At 38.2% G+C, this 17,995-nt stretch carries 16 protein-coding genes; all 16 read left to right on the plus strand.

Translation table 11 applies throughout. The features are described 5' to 3' along the window. Window positions 1-449 precede the first annotated feature (449 nt). The 16 genes from PP182_RS12845 (at window position 450) to PP182_RS12920 (ending at window position 17,847) form a co-directional block, all read left to right on the plus strand. Window positions 450-689: a ribbon-helix-helix domain-containing protein gene (locus PP182_RS12845; RefSeq protein WP_272651981.1), complete on the plus strand. Its 240-nt coding sequence runs from the start codon at window positions 450-452 to the stop codon at window positions 687-689. Beyond that, complete coding sequence (locus tag PP182_RS12850) at window positions 682-969, plus strand: type II toxin-antitoxin system RelE/ParE family toxin (RefSeq protein WP_272651666.1); 288 nt, start codon at window positions 682-684, stop codon at window positions 967-969. Before PP182_RS12845 ends, PP182_RS12850 begins: the two co-directional genes overlap by 8 nt. 28 nt (window positions 970-997) lie before the next feature. After that, on the plus strand, window positions 998-1,147 hold the full coding sequence (locus tag PP182_RS12855; RefSeq protein ID WP_272651667.1) for a hypothetical protein: 150 nt from the start codon (window positions 998-1,000) through the stop codon (window positions 1,145-1,147). Continuing rightward, window positions 1,144-1,296 (plus strand): hypothetical protein, encoded by a 153-nt coding sequence (locus tag PP182_RS12860; RefSeq protein WP_272651668.1) that lies wholly within the window; start codon window positions 1,144-1,146, stop codon window positions 1,294-1,296. The genes PP182_RS12855 and PP182_RS12860 overlap by 4 nt, the downstream gene beginning before the upstream one ends. A gap of 439 nt (window positions 1,297-1,735) precedes the next feature. Beyond that, the gene (locus PP182_RS12865; RefSeq protein ID WP_272651669.1) at window positions 1,736-2,812 is read left to right on the plus strand and encodes a nickel-binding protein; all 1,077 of its coding nucleotides are present in this window, start codon (window positions 1,736-1,738) and stop codon (window positions 2,810-2,812) included. Between the two features lie 191 nt (window positions 2,813-3,003). Next, window positions 3,004-4,371, plus strand: a complete 1,368-nt coding sequence (locus tag PP182_RS12870; protein ID WP_272651670.1) for an FAD-binding oxidoreductase — start codon at window positions 3,004-3,006, stop codon at window positions 4,369-4,371. A gap of 123 nt (window positions 4,372-4,494) precedes the next feature. Continuing rightward, a complete protein-coding gene (locus PP182_RS12875) occupies window positions 4,495-6,684 on the plus strand; it encodes a molybdopterin-containing oxidoreductase family protein (RefSeq protein WP_272651671.1) in 2,190 nt (729 codons plus the stop codon). A 13-nt stretch (window positions 6,685-6,697) separates the two neighbouring features. Beyond that, window positions 6,698-7,066 (plus strand): DUF7009 family protein, encoded by a 369-nt coding sequence (locus PP182_RS12880; RefSeq protein WP_272651672.1) that lies wholly within the window; start codon window positions 6,698-6,700, stop codon window positions 7,064-7,066. A gap of 247 nt (window positions 7,067-7,313) precedes the next feature. Next, complete coding sequence (locus tag PP182_RS12885) at window positions 7,314-7,484, plus strand: DUF6747 family protein (RefSeq protein WP_272651673.1); 171 nt, start codon at window positions 7,314-7,316, stop codon at window positions 7,482-7,484. 20 nt (window positions 7,485-7,504) lie between these two features. Further along, window positions 7,505-7,909, plus strand: a complete 405-nt coding sequence (locus PP182_RS12890) for a response regulator (RefSeq protein ID WP_272651674.1) — start codon at window positions 7,505-7,507, stop codon at window positions 7,907-7,909. Window positions 7,910-8,728: 819 nt separating this feature from the next. After that, window positions 8,729-9,745, plus strand: a complete 1,017-nt coding sequence (locus PP182_RS12895) for a transporter (RefSeq protein WP_272651675.1) — start codon at window positions 8,729-8,731, stop codon at window positions 9,743-9,745. Further along, a complete protein-coding gene (locus tag PP182_RS12900; protein ID WP_272651676.1) occupies window positions 9,735-11,273 on the plus strand; it encodes a phosphatase PAP2 family protein in 1,539 nt (512 codons plus the stop codon). Before PP182_RS12895 ends, PP182_RS12900 begins: the two co-directional genes overlap by 11 nt. A 26-nt stretch (window positions 11,274-11,299) precedes the next feature. Next, the gene (locus PP182_RS12905) at window positions 11,300-13,948 is read left to right on the plus strand and encodes a TonB-dependent receptor (RefSeq protein WP_272651677.1); all 2,649 of its coding nucleotides are present in this window, start codon (window positions 11,300-11,302) and stop codon (window positions 13,946-13,948) included. 947 nt (window positions 13,949-14,895) lie between these two features. Next, window positions 14,896-15,798 (plus strand): J domain-containing protein, encoded by a 903-nt coding sequence (locus PP182_RS12910; RefSeq protein WP_272651678.1) that lies wholly within the window; start codon window positions 14,896-14,898, stop codon window positions 15,796-15,798. Between the two features lie 6 nt (window positions 15,799-15,804). After that, window positions 15,805-16,098 (plus strand): chaperone modulator CbpM, encoded by a 294-nt coding sequence (locus PP182_RS12915; RefSeq protein WP_272651679.1) that lies wholly within the window; start codon window positions 15,805-15,807, stop codon window positions 16,096-16,098. A 291-nt stretch (window positions 16,099-16,389) separates the two neighbouring features. Continuing rightward, window positions 16,390-17,847, plus strand: a complete 1,458-nt coding sequence (locus PP182_RS12920; RefSeq protein ID WP_272651680.1) for a BLUF domain-containing protein — start codon at window positions 16,390-16,392, stop codon at window positions 17,845-17,847. Window positions 17,848-17,995 lie beyond the last annotated feature (148 nt).

The raw sequence follows: 17,995 nt of genomic DNA on the forward strand, positions 1-17,995 counted from the left end.
CGTTGTAACCTTTCCGCTAATGACAATGGCAGTGTTTTCTTGGTAAGATACCTTAGCTTGCGTTTGAGTGTTTGCCAAGCCTGTTCGCTTACTGTTAACTGATAATGTCCCTTTAACTTTGTAAACTATCTGCCTTAACGAACAGTTACCAAAAAATGAGAAATAGAATCTTAACAATATTATTTTTAGCTATAAATCTGACTTTATTCGGACAAGAATCTCAAGACTGTTATGAAATAAAGTATCTCGATTTTTTTGGGTTAGACAAAATGGAAGTTATAAAATGGCCAGAATCTGAACTTGATGGACTATCGAAAATGGATTTTCCTAAAGACAGAGGTAAATCTGAAATCAAAACCAATTTCATTTTTAGGGAAGGCTACAGCAAGTCTAATAGAAATTTGCTATTGATTCATATTTGGTGTAAATTTACATCAAAATATAATATTATGGCTAGACAAAGTATTTCATTCACAAAACCAAATGATGAATGGCTGAAAGATCAAGTTGACAATAAAGAATATTCAAGTAAAAGTGAATTAGTCAACGATTTAATTAGACAAGCAAGAAGTCAACAAGTTCAAATTGATTGGATTAGGACTAAGCTCGAAAGAGCTGAAAATAGCGGATTTACTTCTGATAGTAAAGCGCAAATTCTTAAGCAATCTAAGGACTTACTTAATGGCTGAATTTAGAATAAGTAATACTGCGAGAGAGGACTTGATTCGAATTCATCATTACGGAGTTAAAAAGTTCGGAATTACTCAAGCGGATAAATACTTTGAGTCTTTTTTTGAATACTTTGAGATTATATCGGAAAGACCGTTTTCATTTGAATCAGTTGATTTTATAAAAAAAGGGTATCGACGTTGCGTTTGCGGATCTGATAGTATTTTCTTCAAAGTGAATGAAGACATTGTGGAAATAATGACAACAATTGGAAGACAAGATTTAAACAATATTCTATAAAAATACAGTTGGCAATAACTAAGCGTTCGTGCGAACGGTACGACCGAGCATGAATGCGGTGTTGAACTACACCGAGTCTTTGGCCGCTTTCTTTCCTATGGGGATTGCTATGTATTGGGATGGAAGTAATGTAAATGGGTCCATACCGGTTCGCTACCGGGGATTTCCTCCGCTATGAGCAGACATAATGATACTTTTAACTACACGGTTGAAATGAACAAAAGAAGCTCCAATTACGAATCGATTCTAAATTCAATGCAATCCGTCATTAATAATGAAATCGATACAAGGGTAGCATGGCCCAACCAAGATTTGTTTGATGAATAATTGAAAGGGCTACCCAGTCGATGCAGAATTACAGCAGAGACTAGGATCCTTACATATTTCAAATTAATCGACCCCACGCTTACTATATTAGAACTACATCTAAAAATGATTAGAGGCATCGAAATCTTGTCATCAAGAAAATAGGTTTTAAAATTAAAACTTATGCATTGTTCTTACTTATAGTTTTAGAGATAGAAGGTTGCTCCAAAATCCAAAAATAATTTTAATGGTTCATTTTAATGACCATTTTTGAAAATTGAATATTAAACTTATGATAGAATATTTCTTTTAAACCACATCATATACCCAATTCTACTTCTCTTAGTTTTAAGGGAGCGAAGAACATCCCATATTAAAAAACACGGCCATTCGCAAAAGTTGTATATTCGTCGTTATCAGATTTTTGTTACTTAAAATAAATCTTCAGAATTAATAAAGTATGCGATTATTCATGGACTTTCATAGTATCGACTCGGATGCTTTCACCGAGGAGGATATGTATAGAGCACATTTGAGAGATGTCGCTGTTCAAAATAAACATGGATTGATCTACAAGAGATATTACCTGAATCTTCACCAGAAGACGGCTTTTTGTTTAGTGGAAAGCCCAAGTAAGGAGGCCTGTATTGAAAGCCATAAAGAAGCACATGGTATTGGTGCATGCAACGTGATAGAGGTATCACGTGAAAATGAATTTATTCCGTTCTTGGGTGAAGGTGATCAAAACGAACAAGATTTGGCCTTGACCCTATCAGGAGATATTGATAGCGGCTTTCGTACAATTATGTTGGTTGATTTTTTACAATTAACGGAAACGCAAAAATCGATAGGACCTAAAATTATTGACGTTATTAAACAATACAGGGGAAGTGTTATCAAAGTCCCCAGTGAAAAGCATATGGCCTCTTTTATTGATGCCGGTGATGCGATTTCCTGTGCATTGCACTTATATAAGTACTTTGAATCTTTTGATCAAAATTTTCTATATAGTTTAGCTATGGCTACAGGTAGGCCCGTAGACGAACATAGCACCAATTTATTCCAAGAAACGAAGACCAAAGTAAATATTATGTCAACGTTTGGTATTAAGCATGGGGTTTACATGGATTTGGAAACCAAAATTTCTGCATCCCGAGGCCAAGATTTTTCCAAAATCGACGCTTCAATGGTTACCGTTCTAAATCAAGTCTCCTATAACGAAATTCAAAAATTAGAGAATTTACTACTGAAAAACCTAAACAATTCAAATTTTAAAAGTGAAGACCTTATTAAACAATTGGGTCTGAGCAAAAGTCAGGCCTATCGAAAAATTTCTTCCCTAGTTGGTCTTCCGCCCAATAAATTAGTATCAGAAATACGTTTGATACATGCGGCAAGGGCATTAAAAAAAGGAGGTAAGACGGTTTCAGAAATTGCATATGAATCCGGTTTTAGTAGTCCAACCTATTTTACAAGGGTGTTTCGAAACAGGTTTAATATACTTCCTAACGCCATAGCCAAATCTCAATCCGACTAACCCCTAAAAATAACTTTATAATCCAATTGGTGTAAATTGTTACAGCTTTTGGAACAAAACTTACACCTTAAATGTAGGTTTCCCTTTAGTTTTATCCTGTAGAACAACGGGTAAACATCCTTCATTTTCAATATTGGTATTTGAAGGCTTCCCTGTACTATGTGCCAATCAAATACAAAAAGAGAACTACTATGGAAATAGAAAAATTAAAGGACAAATTAGAAGGAAGCATTATTTTACCTCGAGATGCCGAATACGAAGAAGCAAGAACGATTTATAATGCGATGATTGACAAGCGACCCCGAATTATAATTAAATGCATAAATAAAAAAGATGTTGTCAAGGCGGTAAATTTTGCAAGGGAGAACAAATTGGAGGTTTCTATACGAAGTGGAGGTCACAACGGGGCGGGATTGGCCCTGGTAAACGATGGCTTGGTCATCGACCTTTCTGAAATGAAAGGTATTGAAGTAGATACCGAATCAAAAAGGGCAAAAGTACAACCTGGCCGTACACTTGCAGAAGTAGATAAAGCCACACATGAGCATGGTCTGGCGTTACCTAGTGGTATCATTGGAAGTACTGGTGTTGCGGGGCTTACACTCGGCGGGGGTATTGGTTATTTAAGTCGTAAGGGCGGACTTACGATAGATAACCTATTGGAGGCAGAGGTGGTATTGGCATCGGGGGAGCTCATAACAACCAACGCCTCTAAAAACCCAGACCTTTTCTGGGCGCTTCGTGGTGGTGGTGGTAATTTTGGGATAGTAGTTTCATTTACATTTAATTTAATTCCTATACGAAATGTATATGCGGGGCCCATGCTCTGGCCCTTGGAAAAGGCAGAAGAGGTTATGAAGTTCTATGATAAAATTACCAAGAACGCATCCAACGACCTCTACGGATTTTTTGCATTTTTGACCGTGCCGCCCGTCGACCCTTTCCCGCAACATTTACAGATGAAAAAAGTCTGCGGCATAGTTTGGTGCTACACGGGCTCTTTGGATAAAGCAGCAGAGGTATTCAATCCCATCCGCGCATTTGGACCACCTATTTTAGACTTTGTTAGCGAGCTCCCTATGCCAGCCCTTAATGGTATGTTCGACGGATTATATCCGCCAGGATACCAATGGTATTGGAAAGGGAACTACTTTGATGAATTGACAGACGAGTGTATTCACCAGCAAGTAATCCATGGGTCCAAAATGCCGACAATGCTTTCAAGCATGCACCTCTACCCCATAGATGGCAAAGTGCATGAAACACCCCAAGAGGATACCGCTTGGGCAAATCGTGGTGCGCGTTGGGCACAAGTTATCGTCGGTGTTTCCCCTAATCCTTCAGATGCCGATAAAATTACTGAATGGTGCCGAAATTATCATGAAGCAATGCAACCCTATGCCTTAGGTGGCGGGTATGTCAATTTTGCGATGGAAGATGATCAAGGACGGGTAAAAGAAAGTTATGGTAAAAATTATGATAGACTTCGTAAAATAAAGAAAAAATACGACCCGGATAATTTCTTTCATATCAACCAAAACATTCAACCAGCCAATTAATAATTACGGACTGCGCTAGTATCCATATAAAAACCTTGATCTTGATATTCTCCTATTAACGCTTCCAGAAGAATGTTTTTGATGCCAAAATCTTACTTTTTTGAATAACTAAACTTTTTGACCATGAAGGACAAGAAAAAGAACATTTCTCGTAGAAAATTCCTGAATCTCGGTGCCAAGGGATATGCCAGCGCCCATTTGGTTCAAAGCGTACCCTTTTCTTTATTTGCCGGGGTTCATCCTATTTCATCAACCCAGGAGACTTTCCACGGGGTTTGTTATCATGATTGCCCTGATTCCTGCAGTTGGTCCGTCAGTGTAAAGGATGAAAAGGTTTTGGAATTCAAGGCGAACGAACTGAACCCATTTACAGGAGGTAAACTCTGTGGAAAGATGGAGCGGTTTCCGGAGGATGTTACATTTCATCCAAATAGGATATTGACCCCGCTCAAGAGAATTGGCAAAAAAGGCGAGGGTAAATTTGAACGTATCAGTTGGTCACAGGCGCTGGAAGAGGTGTCCTCTAAACTCAAGGTAATCCTTAAGGAAAATGGTGGTGAATCCGTATTGCCTTTTGGTTACATGGGTACCCAAGGGCTTATCCAAAAAGCAGCCATGAGTAAACGCTTTTTCAAAAGAATTGGCGCCTGCAATCTGGCCGAGTCAATTTGTGGGGCATCTGCCATGTCTGGTGTATTCATAACCAACGGCCAGTCAATTGGTGTTTTGCCCGAGGATATTGTTCATAGTAGATATATTATACTCTGGGGTACGAACACAAAGCACTCAAATGTTCACCTTTGGCCCTATGTGATGAAAGCAAGGAAGCAAGGAGCCAAAATAATTGTTGTGGACCCGTTTGAATCCGCTACCGCCAAAGAGGCGGATTGGCATGTTCGGCCTATGCCGGGGACCGATGTGGCATTGGCGCTCGGGATGATGCATATCATAGTGAAAGAGGGGCTTGCAGATGTCGATTATATAAAAGATCATACCTTGGGTTTTGAAGAATTGAAAGAGCATATCCAAAATTATGATTCCAAAACCGTTTCCCGTATTTGTGATATTGAGGAGCAGGAACTCATAAAATTTGCCAAAGAATATGCGATGGCCAAACCATCGCTGATTCGTATGCTTATTGGCATGGAACATAATCTCAATGGAGGGGATGCCTTCAGGGCTGTTTCCATGCTACCTAGTATTACGGGAGCTTGGAGAGAACTTGGAGGAGGACTAATGCATTTCACATTTGAATTGGGTGGTAAGGCTTTAAATTTTGAGCGATTGGATTTTTACAATACCATACCAGTTGAAAATGGACGAACCATAAATATGGTTGAACTGGGCAAGGTGTTGAACACTGAAAATTTTAACCCTGAAATAAAGGCTCTTTTTGTGTTCAATTCAAACCCGGTCGTGACTATTCCCAACCAAAATCTAATTCGAAAGGGAATGAAAAGGGATAATCTATTTACGGTTGTCTTAGAGCACTTTATTACCGATACTGCCAAATATGCCGATTATATTTTTCCGGCGACAAGCCAATTGGAACATTGGGATGTTGCGGATTCTTGGGGGCAGGCGTATATTAATCTAAACCATCCAGCCATTAAACCTTTGGGGGAGTCCAAGCCCAATAGCGAGTTCTTTCGGCTACTCGCTGCGGAGATGGGCTTTGACGACCCGTACTTCAAGGAAACGGATTTGGAAATAGCTGAATCCCTATTTGACACAGATCACCCCTATATGAAAGGAATAACCTTTGAATATCTTAGGGAAAATGGTTGGGCACGCTACAACCTACCAGAACCATGGTTACCGCATAAAAATGGAAATTTTGGAACGGTATCCGGTAAATGTGAATTTTATAGCGCTCAACTTGAGAAGTCAGAAAAATCTCCGCTGCCCCAATACAAAAAACCCTCTTATTCCGTGGAAGAGGAAAGAAAATATCCTTTAAAATTACTAGCTATTAAATCAACAAAGGGATTCCATAATTCATCCCATGCCAACGTCAAAAGACTCATCGATGCTGAAGGTGATATTGAGTTGAAAATATCGGAATATGACGCAAAAGCAAGGAATATCTCTAACGGTGACAAAGTAAAAGCATTCAATAAAAATGGTATAGTAATCCTATATGCAAGAATAGGGAAACGCACAAGGAAGGGCGTTGTGATCATCCCCCACGGATACTGGCCCTCTTTGTTAGAAGGAGGTTCCTCTGTCAATGCCTTGACCAATGACTGGTTGGAAGAGATAGGAGGCGGTGCCGCTTTTAACGATACCAGGGTCCAAATAGTGAAAATTTAATAATGCAATTTCTATGAAAATAAGGATTCGCGATAATTCGGTGAGGTTTCGGTTGACCAAGTCGGAAGTCTTACAATTGGCTTCAAAAAAGCGTATGGAGAGTTTTACCGAAATAGCTGAAAAGACTTTTGTATATAAAGTCCTATCCAAGACCAATGCTGCTAAAATGTCCATTGTTTTCGAAGCGGATGGAATTGTCCTTACCGTACCGGATGATTTATTGAAGAAATGGCCATCGAACGATGAAATAGGCTTTTATGGAGAGCAGATTAACAAGAGTGGAAGCTTAACGAAATTGATGCTAGAAAAGGATTTTGTCTGCCTTGATGAGACGGAGGAAGATCAGTCTGATAACTATGAAAATCCCCGAACGGTCAACTAGTTCAAACGTCAAGGGCGTATTAATAGCATTTGATTATCGGTGTTCAGTATTACGATGCTGATTTCAAAGAAACCTAAAGTGTAATGACATTAACAATTTATAATCAACTTTTAGTCGTTTAAATACATAAACGTCCGATATTGTAGCATTTCAATTTTGTTTATCTTTTTTAAGCAGAAGTTTGCCGAGTTTTTATTTGTTTGGTTTTTTATTGATGGAGCTTTGAACCTCACCTTAAATCAATAGCATGAAAGCAATTTTTCTTTTAAAGGATATCTACAGGGAAGGCTTTAGAAACATTGGCAACTATATGATCAGAAACTATTTCAAGGCCTTTACCTGGTTTTGTCTTCTCATGCTGGCAGTAGTATTATATGCATTTCTCTATCGCCTATTCACAGGTTTCGCATTTGATTAAAAATTTCCGAACTTACAAATATGGGAAGCCTTTTAGCTTGGATAATTGATGATGATTTGGTTGCTCAATATACTGCAACCTATAAAATCCAGCAATCCAATTCAGAATTCAGGGTCATTTGCCATGATTCGGTTGAATTGGCACTGGACGCTCTGAAAAATGCAGTACAAGATAAAAATAGTGTCCCTGAAATTGTTCTATTGGATTTATCCTTTCCAAATAAAGGTGGGTGGTATTTTTTGGAGGAACTAGAAAGATTGGGACCGGAGTTATTTGCCATAAAAATTTATATTATCTCCGCATTCACCAACTCGAGGGATCGCGCTATAGCTGCTCTACATCCATCAGTAAAAGGGTACTTCGATAAACCCTTAACGGCAGTAGATTTTACTGAAGTTTTCGGTAAAACTCAAAATGAGTCTTAATGGAGACATTTTGTTTCACCAATAAAAAAGATTTTGTCAAAACAATACTTCTTATTGAAGACGTCATAATCTTTATTGGCCCAATTCATAACGTTCGTGCGTTCCCTTTTCCATGACACCTACTGGTTTCACCATTTGTCACAACTAAACTCTCAGACGTCAAAATCCTGGGAATGGATGCAGAAAAAAATACCTTTAGTTTTTCCAATACAGTACAACCACTATATTTGGAGTAAGGTGGTTATCGAGATTATAGGACTACGATTTTGACTAACACCATACGTCTATAACCCCTGCGTGTTTATTGTAGGTATCTCTACCTTTTTAACCAAAGAACAAAGGGTTAATCTCCAACACCCTCCCTGATATGACATGACTACCGTTATCCATGTCTGGGTTTCAATTAAAATCTTTTCATTCAATATAGAGAAGCCCAATCCTAAACTTTTGCCCATTGATGTACTGAAAATGTAACTTCGGTTTTCCGGTTCCCCTTCTGTCCCTACCCTTTGGCTACGACAGCCCAAGGCAAATTTGCCTATAAACAATACTATTTTAAAGTGCGACCTACAACTACCCGGGAAATTAAAACTAGATTTTGAAACAATCATTAAACCTAATTAGGTTTTTCATAGCTCCTTTAATTTTACATTAAGCCACATTAACTCCTATTAACCTTTCCTTAGTCCAAAGTTGTCCGTTTCACCTCTAATTTCGCAAAAACAGTTGAGAAGCACTGTACGTTGGGTTCCTTCTAAAAAACTTATGATCGAACTTACATTACGCTCAACATAGTTATTGACCAACTAAAGATAAATTATGAAAGACATTCCAATACCTGATTTTAGGATGAAATCCTATCATCAGGTTTTTAGGCCCCAATCGACTATTTTAAACCTGGCCGCCCTAATATTTACTTTCCTTATTACATCCAATATGATTTCCCAGACACCTACGGACGCCTTGATGATGCCATCAAGAAACGCTTGTGTTCTACTTAGTTATGATATGGGCAAGTTTGACCGATACTATGAGGGGGATTATTTAAGAGGGAATCAGACCATTGCCACGGTCAGTAGAAATACTTTTTTACCCATGGCAGCCGTGAGCATTTTAGAAGATCTAGACCTATATTTGGGACTGCCCTATGTAAAGACAGAATCCTCCGAACCTAACGGGGGAAAGTTCGAAGGAGCCCAAGGGTTTCAAGACTTTGTGGTTGCCGTAAAATACAGGGCTTTAGAAAAGCAAATGGGCATTGGTAAATTGAGCCTTCTATCCACAATAGGATTCTCTTCCCCTGCAACAAATTACCTATCTGACTACTTGCCTTATAGTATAGGTTTTGGAGCTCCCGAGTTTTCGTTAAGAGGTATTGCCCAATATGATTTCAACAATGGTTTATATATAAGGGGTATGGCCGGTCATTTATGGAGGGGTTATACGGAAGCCGAAAGGGATTACTATTACAACAATGGTAGTTATTATACTGCATGGATGGATGTTCCCAACGCATGGAACTTTGAAGGGGTGTTGGGCAAATGGTTTTTCAATTATACCCTAAAGGCGGAGCTAAGTTATTCGGCTCTTAAGTCGACCAGTGGCGACGACGTAAGGTTCTACAATGCGGCTCAGCCCACTAATAAAGTAGCGTTTGAACGTATAGGTGCTTCTTTGCAGTATTATATCCCTTCAATCAAAGGTCTGGGAGTAGTAGGCTACCACAGCCGTGTGGTCAATGGCCGAAATACGGCAAAAATGGCAAACACTGGATTTGGACTAACCTATCAATTCAATTACCTAAAGGATAAAAAAAACATAGAGGATGAAAACTAAATATATATTTATAACAGCGATAATAGTCCTGGTTATTGCAAATTCCTGTCAGAAGGATTTACCCCAATACACAGAATTTAAAAGTTATACCTACACCGAAAATGATGAGACCGGCGGAAACTGGAACCCTGTTTTGTTGGAAAATGCCACGGCTATAGACATTGCAGCACCTGAAGTAGTTACTTCCACCCAATATCAAGCTGAAATTGAAGATTTAAAGTCGAAAATTGCAAACATCAATGGCAATCAACGAAATTCAATTGATTACTGGACCAACAATGCCGTAGTACGATGGAACGAAATTGCATTGGAATTGATTGCCAAGTATAATTTGATACCAGGACCCAATGAAGATGGGTCCTATACATTGCCCAACCCTACTAATCCGGATGGGCCACCAGCTTTTCCCTTTGCGCACCCACCCTATGCCTGTAGGGCATTGGCCTATCTATCCGTGGCTCAGTTTGATGGTTTAATTTCCGCATGGCATTATAAATATCAATACAATAGGCCTGCCCCCTACCAACTTGACGAATCCATTAGTTATGCGTATGAGCCCAATGAAATACCCTCCTACCCATCAGATGGTGCGGTGTTGGCACGGGTATCCAAAAATATACTTACTGCCATGTTTCCATTGGAAGCCGAGTATCTAGAAAAGATGGAAAATGAGCATTTGGAAAGCCTGTTGCTATCTGGAGGAAATGTCAAAAGCGATATTGACGCAGGGGTTACCATAGCCAATACAGTGTCGCAAATTGCACTGGAAAGAGCGTCCAATGATGGGATGAAGAATGCACAGGCTCCAAAGGCGGTTTCTGATTCCATAAAAGCTGCGGCCTTTGAAAGGTTTGGATGGCAATGGGACAATCTTGAACTACCGGTGCGCCCCGTTGGACTAACACCATTGTTCGGGAAAGTTACCATGTGGAACGTAGATGATGTGGAAAGTGTACGTCCTATTCCACCACCAGCCTTGGACTCCGATGAATACCGAGATGACGTTGAAATTTTAAAAAATTACGCGGACAATATGACCGAAGAATATAGGGCCATTGCTAATTTCTGGCAAGATGGTCTGGGTACCTACACCCCACCGGGACATTGGAATCGATTTGCAAATGAATTTATAGTGGAAAGCAAAATGAATCCGTTGAGAAGTGCCCGTACCATGGCCTATATGAATATGGCAATCATGGATGCTGGAATCAGCTGCTGGGATGCCAAATACTATTACCACTACCCCAGACCGATTCAGACGATTCCAGGTTTTAAAACCATAGCTGGAACTCCTAATTTCCCCAGTTATACCTCTGGACATAGCGTATTCTCCGCCGCAGCTTCCGAAGTATTGGCATATATTTTTCCCGAAAAGTCCGATTTGGTCAGAGGGTGGGCAGAAGAAGCGGCTATCTCTAGGGTATATGGAGGTATTCACTGGACCTTTGATGCCACTGTGGGTACGGACCAAGGAAGAAATGTGGCACAATATACCATTGATGTCGCCAAATTGGATGGTGCAGATTAAGACATTCAAAAAAGAAATTCTTTAGAATGAAATTCAAAAGCTTACGAAAATTAAACCTTTTAACACTGGCAATTTTTACCCAAAATTTTCTTGTTTCGCAAGTCTTGGTCACTGGAACGGTAGTCGATGGAGAAAATAAGGAACCCCTCTTAGGTGCACAGGTCATTATTGACTCGATCACAGGAACATTGACCGACAACCACGGCTTTTTTAAAATCTCTCTAGAGGAAGGCGAATACACGGCAACAATAACTTATCTAGGCTTTGAGAAAAAAAATATTACTATAAATACTCGTGAACCGGATATAGGAACTATTGTCTTGCAACTGAGCAATACCACCCTTGAAGAAGTTATAGTGAGTGCATCGGCGAAAAGTTTTAAAGAAGACTTTAAAGGAAGTAATTTCAGAATTGCGCCCGCCACCCTGACCAATAGAAACCCATTGAGTACGGAAGAACTATTGAAAACCGTTCCCGGAGTAAATATCGTTGGGGACATGGGACTTTCCAACCGACCCAATATAAGTGTTCGTGGTTCTTGGGGAAGACGTTCCAAAAAAGTATTGTTAATGGAGGATGGAACACCCTCCGCTCCTGCGCCCTATATTGCACCGGGCGCCTATTACAATCCTGTTAGCGACAGAATTACGGCGATAGAGGTATACAAAGGAGCGGATATGCTAAGGTATGGTCCCAATAACATGTATGGAGCCATAAATTATATTACAGCACTTCCTCCACAAAAATCAAAATTGCGATTGAAATTAATTGGAGGCCAACGAAATTATCAAACCGGACTTATTTCTTATGGGGGAACATGGAACAATTTGGGGGCCTTGGTAGAAGGGGTCTACAAAAAGTTTGATGGTTTCACGGATAATTCTTCCGTAGAAGTTTTGAACTTGAACGCCAAAGTATTCGCAAAACTCTCCAATAATCAATCCCTTTACTTTAAGGTAAGTGGACAATCCGAGGACAACCAGGCCTCACTAAGTTCGCAGACCCCTTTTACATTTGAAACCGACCCTACACAAAATCCCTTGGATGCAGATCAATTCACTATGAGAAGGTATGGGTTGGATATTATACACAAATGGCTACCTACCGACAATCTCAGCTTTACTTCAAAGGCATATGCAAGTGATTTTGAGCGCGATTGGTGGCGTCAGGTAACAACAAAAATTAGGACTTCAGAATTGCAAAATTATGTTGGCGATGATATTTTTAATGACCGCTATAACTATCTGAATAATACAACCTTCAATGAAGAGGACTATGTCATTGTTGGTAGAATAGATGACGGGAAGGAAAGCACGACGGATAGTAGATGGACTTATACCGTTTCTGGTATCAAGGAGACCATGAAGTTACAGTATACGCTTTTTGAAGCTACTCAGCAATTGGAATCGGGTCTAAATTTGCATAGAGAGACCTTTAAAGACCGTTTCCTTATAGCCCAGAATAGCCGCTGGGCAAGAAGCGGGGACACATCTACAGATCTTTGGTACCGCCTATGGTCATTGAACGGATATCTAAGAAATGAAATAACTATTCAAAATTGGAGCATAACGCCTATACTTCGTTTTGAACATGTGGACATGTACCGACAAAATCTAATTGCCTTGGCACAAGAACCCTACCTTAAAAATATAGAAGAAGGAAGGGAACCGAATATTTATAATCAGTTTTTGCCAGGTATCACCTTGGAATACAGAATGTCCAATGGAGATCTTTACGGTAGTATCTATGAGGGTATGATAGCCCCTTCAAAAGTATTTGGTTTTTTAGTTGAACAGGACGGAATTGTTACCAATCCACTTTCTGGTGAGAACATTAATATTGAACCAGAATTAAGCTGGAATAGAGAAATAGGTTGGAGGGGAGAATTATTTCAAAATCGATTAGATGGTCAATTGACCTATTTTAACAATACGAGTCGTAATTTCTATGCAGGCGGAAGAAATGAAGTCTTTAACGAATTGGGAAAAATAAATGTTCAGGGAGTTGAATTGGCCCTAGGATTGGATGTACTACAAGGTAATGAACACAAATTACGGTTTTCAGGGAATATGAACCTTATGAAATCGAAAGTACTGGAAGGCAAATTGGAGGATAAGGATTTATTTTCCCAAGTAATCCATAGCGCTTCAACAGAAATGGAATATATCAATAAAGTAAATAACAATAGAAACGCCTATGACATTTACGTATCGGATGGTACGGGAGGAGAAACACTGATTACAGATCAAAATATTGATTCTGGAACCTTCCAAAATATGGTGAAGAGTGTTATTAAATTTGGAAATCAGGGCGTATCGGATGGTGAGGCACCCTATACCCCACTCGTGACCGCCAATTTTGGATTGAATTATAATTATAAAAGAATATCGTTGGGTGTTAGCGGGAATTTAGTGGGAAGTCAATATACCGAGTTCCATAATTTCGACCAGGAATCGGCGGACGGTGCCATAGGAAAACTATCCTCATATAAGACCTTTGATTTCTATATAAACTATGATTTTGAACTAGGCAACGGCATAGACTTGAATGCCTTTATTAATGGAAAAAATATTACGGATGAGATTTATAGGGCCTCAAGATTAAACCGAGCTACCTCGGGCATTTTTGGGGGTGGATTTCGACAGATAATTTTTGGATTGAATTTTGCCATTTAATGCCTCAAGGGGGCTTCCTTAAAATTAATATCGGGATTCATGTTTCAATTTTGAAATTTCGGTCAAGGTGGATTTTATTAAGGTTTTCAATTGTTTTCTTTTTTCCCTACAACTTACATGGTCGAAATCAAATTTGGATCTGCTAATGAGCCTATTGCAATATTCTAATCGGGTAGAAAGAGGTAAATGGGATATGGCTTTGGCATAAATATCGTCCAATTCAACCAAAGGGAGTTCTTTAGAATTGAAAAATTTGATTTGTTGGAGTAATCTCATTAAAGCATCACCTTTCCACTATAATAATTGCCACAAGAAGTTTGCCAAATTAAATCAATGTGTGGTACTGAAATTATTTTCCAATAATGTTGACCTTACTTAGGAGTTTCAAATTGACATAATCACACAATAGATTCTAAAAAATATGTTCTAATATGGTTTTAAATTATTAAATTTAGAATCTAAGTCAATGTAGAAATAGAGCACACGCTACCGCATACGATTTTGGCGAAAAATTGAAGACCAACCTCTGGGAAGCCCCATAAATAGGGTTTTATATCGAATTCATAACCCGGAGGCCGAGGGTTCAAGCCCCTCTCCGCTACCAATAAACAAAGAAAAAACCCAAGATTAAGGTCTTGGGTTTTCTATTTGCTACAATTTAAAAATCGATCTAGATTTCCCTCTAAGGATTTAAGAATATCACATTTTACCTTTTAACCAGGTTCTAGTTTCTTAAGCCATGAAGTATAGGCGCTATTTAAAATGCTCGCCTTTTCTTACATTTAAATAAATTGAAACTATAGGTATCATTTAATCATCTCAAAATTTTGTGCAAATTAGTGTTAGAAATCTGTTTTTTTCTTTTTTATGAATTGCACCTTAGTTGACTAGTAAAATACATGCCTTTTCAGTAAATTACTGCAAAAAATAGATCAAAGTTCACGTGAATGAATTTTATAGATTATTACAAAATTTTAGGGCTTGATAAATCAGCTACCGAAAAGGAAATCAAATCTGCTTATCGTAAACTGGCAAGAAAACATCATCCTGATTTAAATCCCAACAATACTGAGGCCGAAGAAAAATTCAAACAAATAAATGAGGCCCATGCAGTATTAAGCGACTCGGAGAAACGCAAGAAGTATGATCAGTACGGTAAAGACTGGCAACATGCCGAAGAGTTTGAAAAAGCTAGGTCGCAGAGACAAAGCCAGTCGAATCAAAATAATTATAGGCAGTATACTTATACGGGTAATCAAGAGAGTGATTTCTCTGACTTTTTTGAGTCTATGTTCGGTGGAGGCGGCGGATTCAGTGGCCAACAAAAATCAACTAAGTTTAGGGGGCAGGATTATAATGCGGAACTTCGTCTAAATCTGACAGAGGTACTTGAAAATCATAAAAGAACACTTACCATAAATGGTAAAAATATTAGAATTACAATTCCTGCTGGAATTGAGGATGGGCAAACGATAAAAATTAAAGGTTATGGAGGTGACGGAATACAAGGAGGTCCAAAAGGAGATTTGTACATAACTTTTTCCCTTTTAAACAATACTTCGTTTAAAAGAGATGGCGCCAATCTATATAAAACCATAGAAATTCCTTTAACCAAAGCTATTTTAGGTGGTGAGATTATTGTGGAAACCCTATCGGGTAAAGTAAAGTTAAAAGTTCAGCCTGGTACACAAAATGGCACTAAAATAAAATTGAAAGGAAAAGGTTTTCCCATCTATAAAAAAAATGGATTTGGAGATCTTTTTATCACCTTTAGCCCCAAAATACCAACGAATTTAACAGAGCAACAAAAAAAGCTATTTGAGGAATTAGAAAATACCGGTCTTAAATAACGAAACATGAAAAATTCCACATTCATATACATAGAAGAATTCTGCACTATTCACAATATTGAGACTTCACTTGTTCACCAACTTGTGGAATTTGAAATATTGACTCTTAAAAAAACGGATAATAAAGAAGTCATTGAATTAGAAGAACTTCCTAAGCTTGAAAAAATGGTAAGGCTTCATCAGGAATTGGAAATTAACCCACAAGGATTACAAGCTATTCATCACCTATTAGAGCAAGTAAACAAGCTACAAGAAGAAATTTTGGCACTTCGAAGAAAGTTGAATCGATTCGAAGAATAATAACTAATCCACATCTTTAATCTTACCGTGGGACCGTACATTTTACATTCAAACTGTTACTATTGGAAAGCAATGTTTTAGATTAAAAATAATCTTTAACTCATATGGTGCTATAGTTTTTCCATTAAGCCAAACCTTGGGACTGAAAAATAAGGGGTTACTCTGATATTAGAGCGAAACATCCCGCCCACATTAACATTATCGGTGCCAGTGTATCATTTTTTTTAAGACAAATAAAAAATAAATATTAATTTTATGGATTAACTATAAACCGGATTTTTTTAAACACTAATGCTCTACATAAATTTTGAACATCCTTGTGATCAATTAAGGAAATTAGCCCTTAGTTTGGGTGCCGACTTCAAGGAAAATCAAGATTCTGCAGTTTTAACTCTAGACAATGAAGTAGGAAAGGGTCACGTAACTACTTACAATGTTTTTGAAGGTCTAAACGTAAGAGTTTATGACATTACCTTCAATAAAGAATTAAAAATAACGAAAATGGAACAAGATCCTTCAGTTATTTATTTTCTTTATTGTGTTAAAGGACATTTCTTTCATAGGTTTGAAAATGAAGAAAAACCAAATAAAATATATCCCAAGCAGAACGTTATTTTCTCCAGTGCTTCCAACTCGCCTAATATCGTAATCTTCCCTGCCAAGATTCACATAAGGCTCAGCGCTATTTTTGTAAAAGAGAAGGTTAAAGTCCCCAACCCGAAGAGAAAAACCATTTTAGAGACGGCCATAGAAGAAATAACCTCTTTCATAGACAGAGACGCACCGTTTAGTTATTACGGCCAAATAAATCCCCTTACCGCGAAATACGCCAAAATATTAGTGGACAACACCAGAATGGATGCCGTGGGTAAACTTTTAATCGAAGGCGCTGTTGTAAATACATTAGCATCACAGGTAGATAGCCATGATGCCAATAAAAATGATACCAAATTAAGTTTTCCACTAAATAGCACAGAAACTTTAAAAATATCTGAGGTCGCCGAATACATAGCTGAACATATTGATCAATCTTTGACCATAGAACAATTATCCAAAAAATTTGGACTCTCTCCTAAAAAACTTCAGGCTGGATTCAGACATCTTTTTGGGGAAAGTTTGGGGAACTTTATAACTCATTTGCGCTTGGAGAAAGGCAAGGAATTAATTCAGCATTCAGATTTAACCATTTCTGAGGTTTGCTATAAAATAGGCTTTTCAAGTAGAAGTTACTTTTCAAAATCATTTGCTGAAAGATTTGGACTTTTGCCCAGTAAATACAAAAAATCATTGTCCTCGGAAGATTTAATTTACGAGCTAACTTATAAATCGACCATGGCCGATGCTATTGGCGCCAAAGAAATTGAAGAAATAATCGATGAAGCTTCTTCAACGAACGAAAAACATGATATTACCGGCTGTTTAGTGTGTCAGCAGAATAATTTTTTCCAGTTATTGGAAGGATCAAAATCAAACGTCCTTCTTATTTACGATAAAATAAAAAAGGACCCTCGCCATTTTAATTTAGAAGTGCTGACTAGAAAAATAAATTCCCATCGTTTTTTTCCTCAATGGAGTATGGCCCTGTTATCCGACAAAGATGAACTTAAGGAAACCTTCAAAAATAAGGCTATAAACCTTAACCTGGATACCTCCAAAATTTTGAACAATGATGACTTGAGTGTTTCCAGTACTGTCTTTTGGAGAAGGGTATTAAATATGATTAAAGCCTCTACAACTCCAGACTCATAGACTCTTATTTAACCGACCCTCAATAAACCACCAAGGAATAGGTGATTTATAAATTGAGTTAAGACACATGGTGTTTAATTAACTCAATTATAGATCAATGAGGGTTCAAGTTTCAAGATCAAAATTGTAATTTTGCAACTTTGCCATA

The organism is Maribacter sp. PR1, assembly GCF_028464145.1.
GTDB lineage: Bacteria > Bacteroidota > Bacteroidia > Flavobacteriales > Flavobacteriaceae > Maribacter.

Bases quoted from the DNA above. Each gene is read 5' to 3' on its own strand.
- PP182_RS12915 (WP_272651679.1), top strand. From the start codon at position 15,805: ATGAAAAATTCCACATTCATATACATAGAAGAATTCTGCACTATTCAC.
- PP182_RS12900 (WP_272651676.1), top strand. From the start codon at position 9,735: ATGAAAACTAAATATATATTTATAACAGCGATAATAGTCCTGGTTATT.
- PP182_RS12870 (WP_272651670.1), top strand. From the start codon at position 3,004: ATGGAAATAGAAAAATTAAAGGACAAATTAGAAGGAAGCATTATTTTA.
- PP182_RS12880 (WP_272651672.1), top strand. From the start codon at position 6,698: ATGAAAATAAGGATTCGCGATAATTCGGTGAGGTTTCGGTTGACCAAG.
- PP182_RS12860 (WP_272651668.1), top strand. From the start codon at position 1,144: ATGAGCAGACATAATGATACTTTTAACTACACGGTTGAAATGAACAAA.
- PP182_RS12920 (WP_272651680.1), top strand. From the start codon at position 16,390: ATGCTCTACATAAATTTTGAACATCCTTGTGATCAATTAAGGAAATTA.
- PP182_RS12875 (WP_272651671.1), top strand. From the start codon at position 4,495: ATGAAGGACAAGAAAAAGAACATTTCTCGTAGAAAATTCCTGAATCTC.
- PP182_RS12905 (WP_272651677.1), top strand. From the start codon at position 11,300: ATGAAATTCAAAAGCTTACGAAAATTAAACCTTTTAACACTGGCAATT.
- PP182_RS12890 (WP_272651674.1), top strand. From the start codon at position 7,505: ATGGGAAGCCTTTTAGCTTGGATAATTGATGATGATTTGGTTGCTCAA.
- PP182_RS12910 (WP_272651678.1), top strand. From the start codon at position 14,896: ATGAATTTTATAGATTATTACAAAATTTTAGGGCTTGATAAATCAGCT.
- PP182_RS12885 (WP_272651673.1), top strand. From the start codon at position 7,314: ATGAAAGCAATTTTTCTTTTAAAGGATATCTACAGGGAAGGCTTTAGA.
- PP182_RS12895 (WP_272651675.1), top strand. From the start codon at position 8,729: ATGAAAGACATTCCAATACCTGATTTTAGGATGAAATCCTATCATCAG.
- PP182_RS12845 (WP_272651981.1), top strand. From the start codon at position 450: ATGGCTAGACAAAGTATTTCATTCACAAAACCAAATGATGAATGGCTG.
- PP182_RS12865 (WP_272651669.1), top strand. From the start codon at position 1,736: ATGCGATTATTCATGGACTTTCATAGTATCGACTCGGATGCTTTCACC.
- PP182_RS12850 (WP_272651666.1), top strand. From the start codon at position 682: ATGGCTGAATTTAGAATAAGTAATACTGCGAGAGAGGACTTGATTCGA.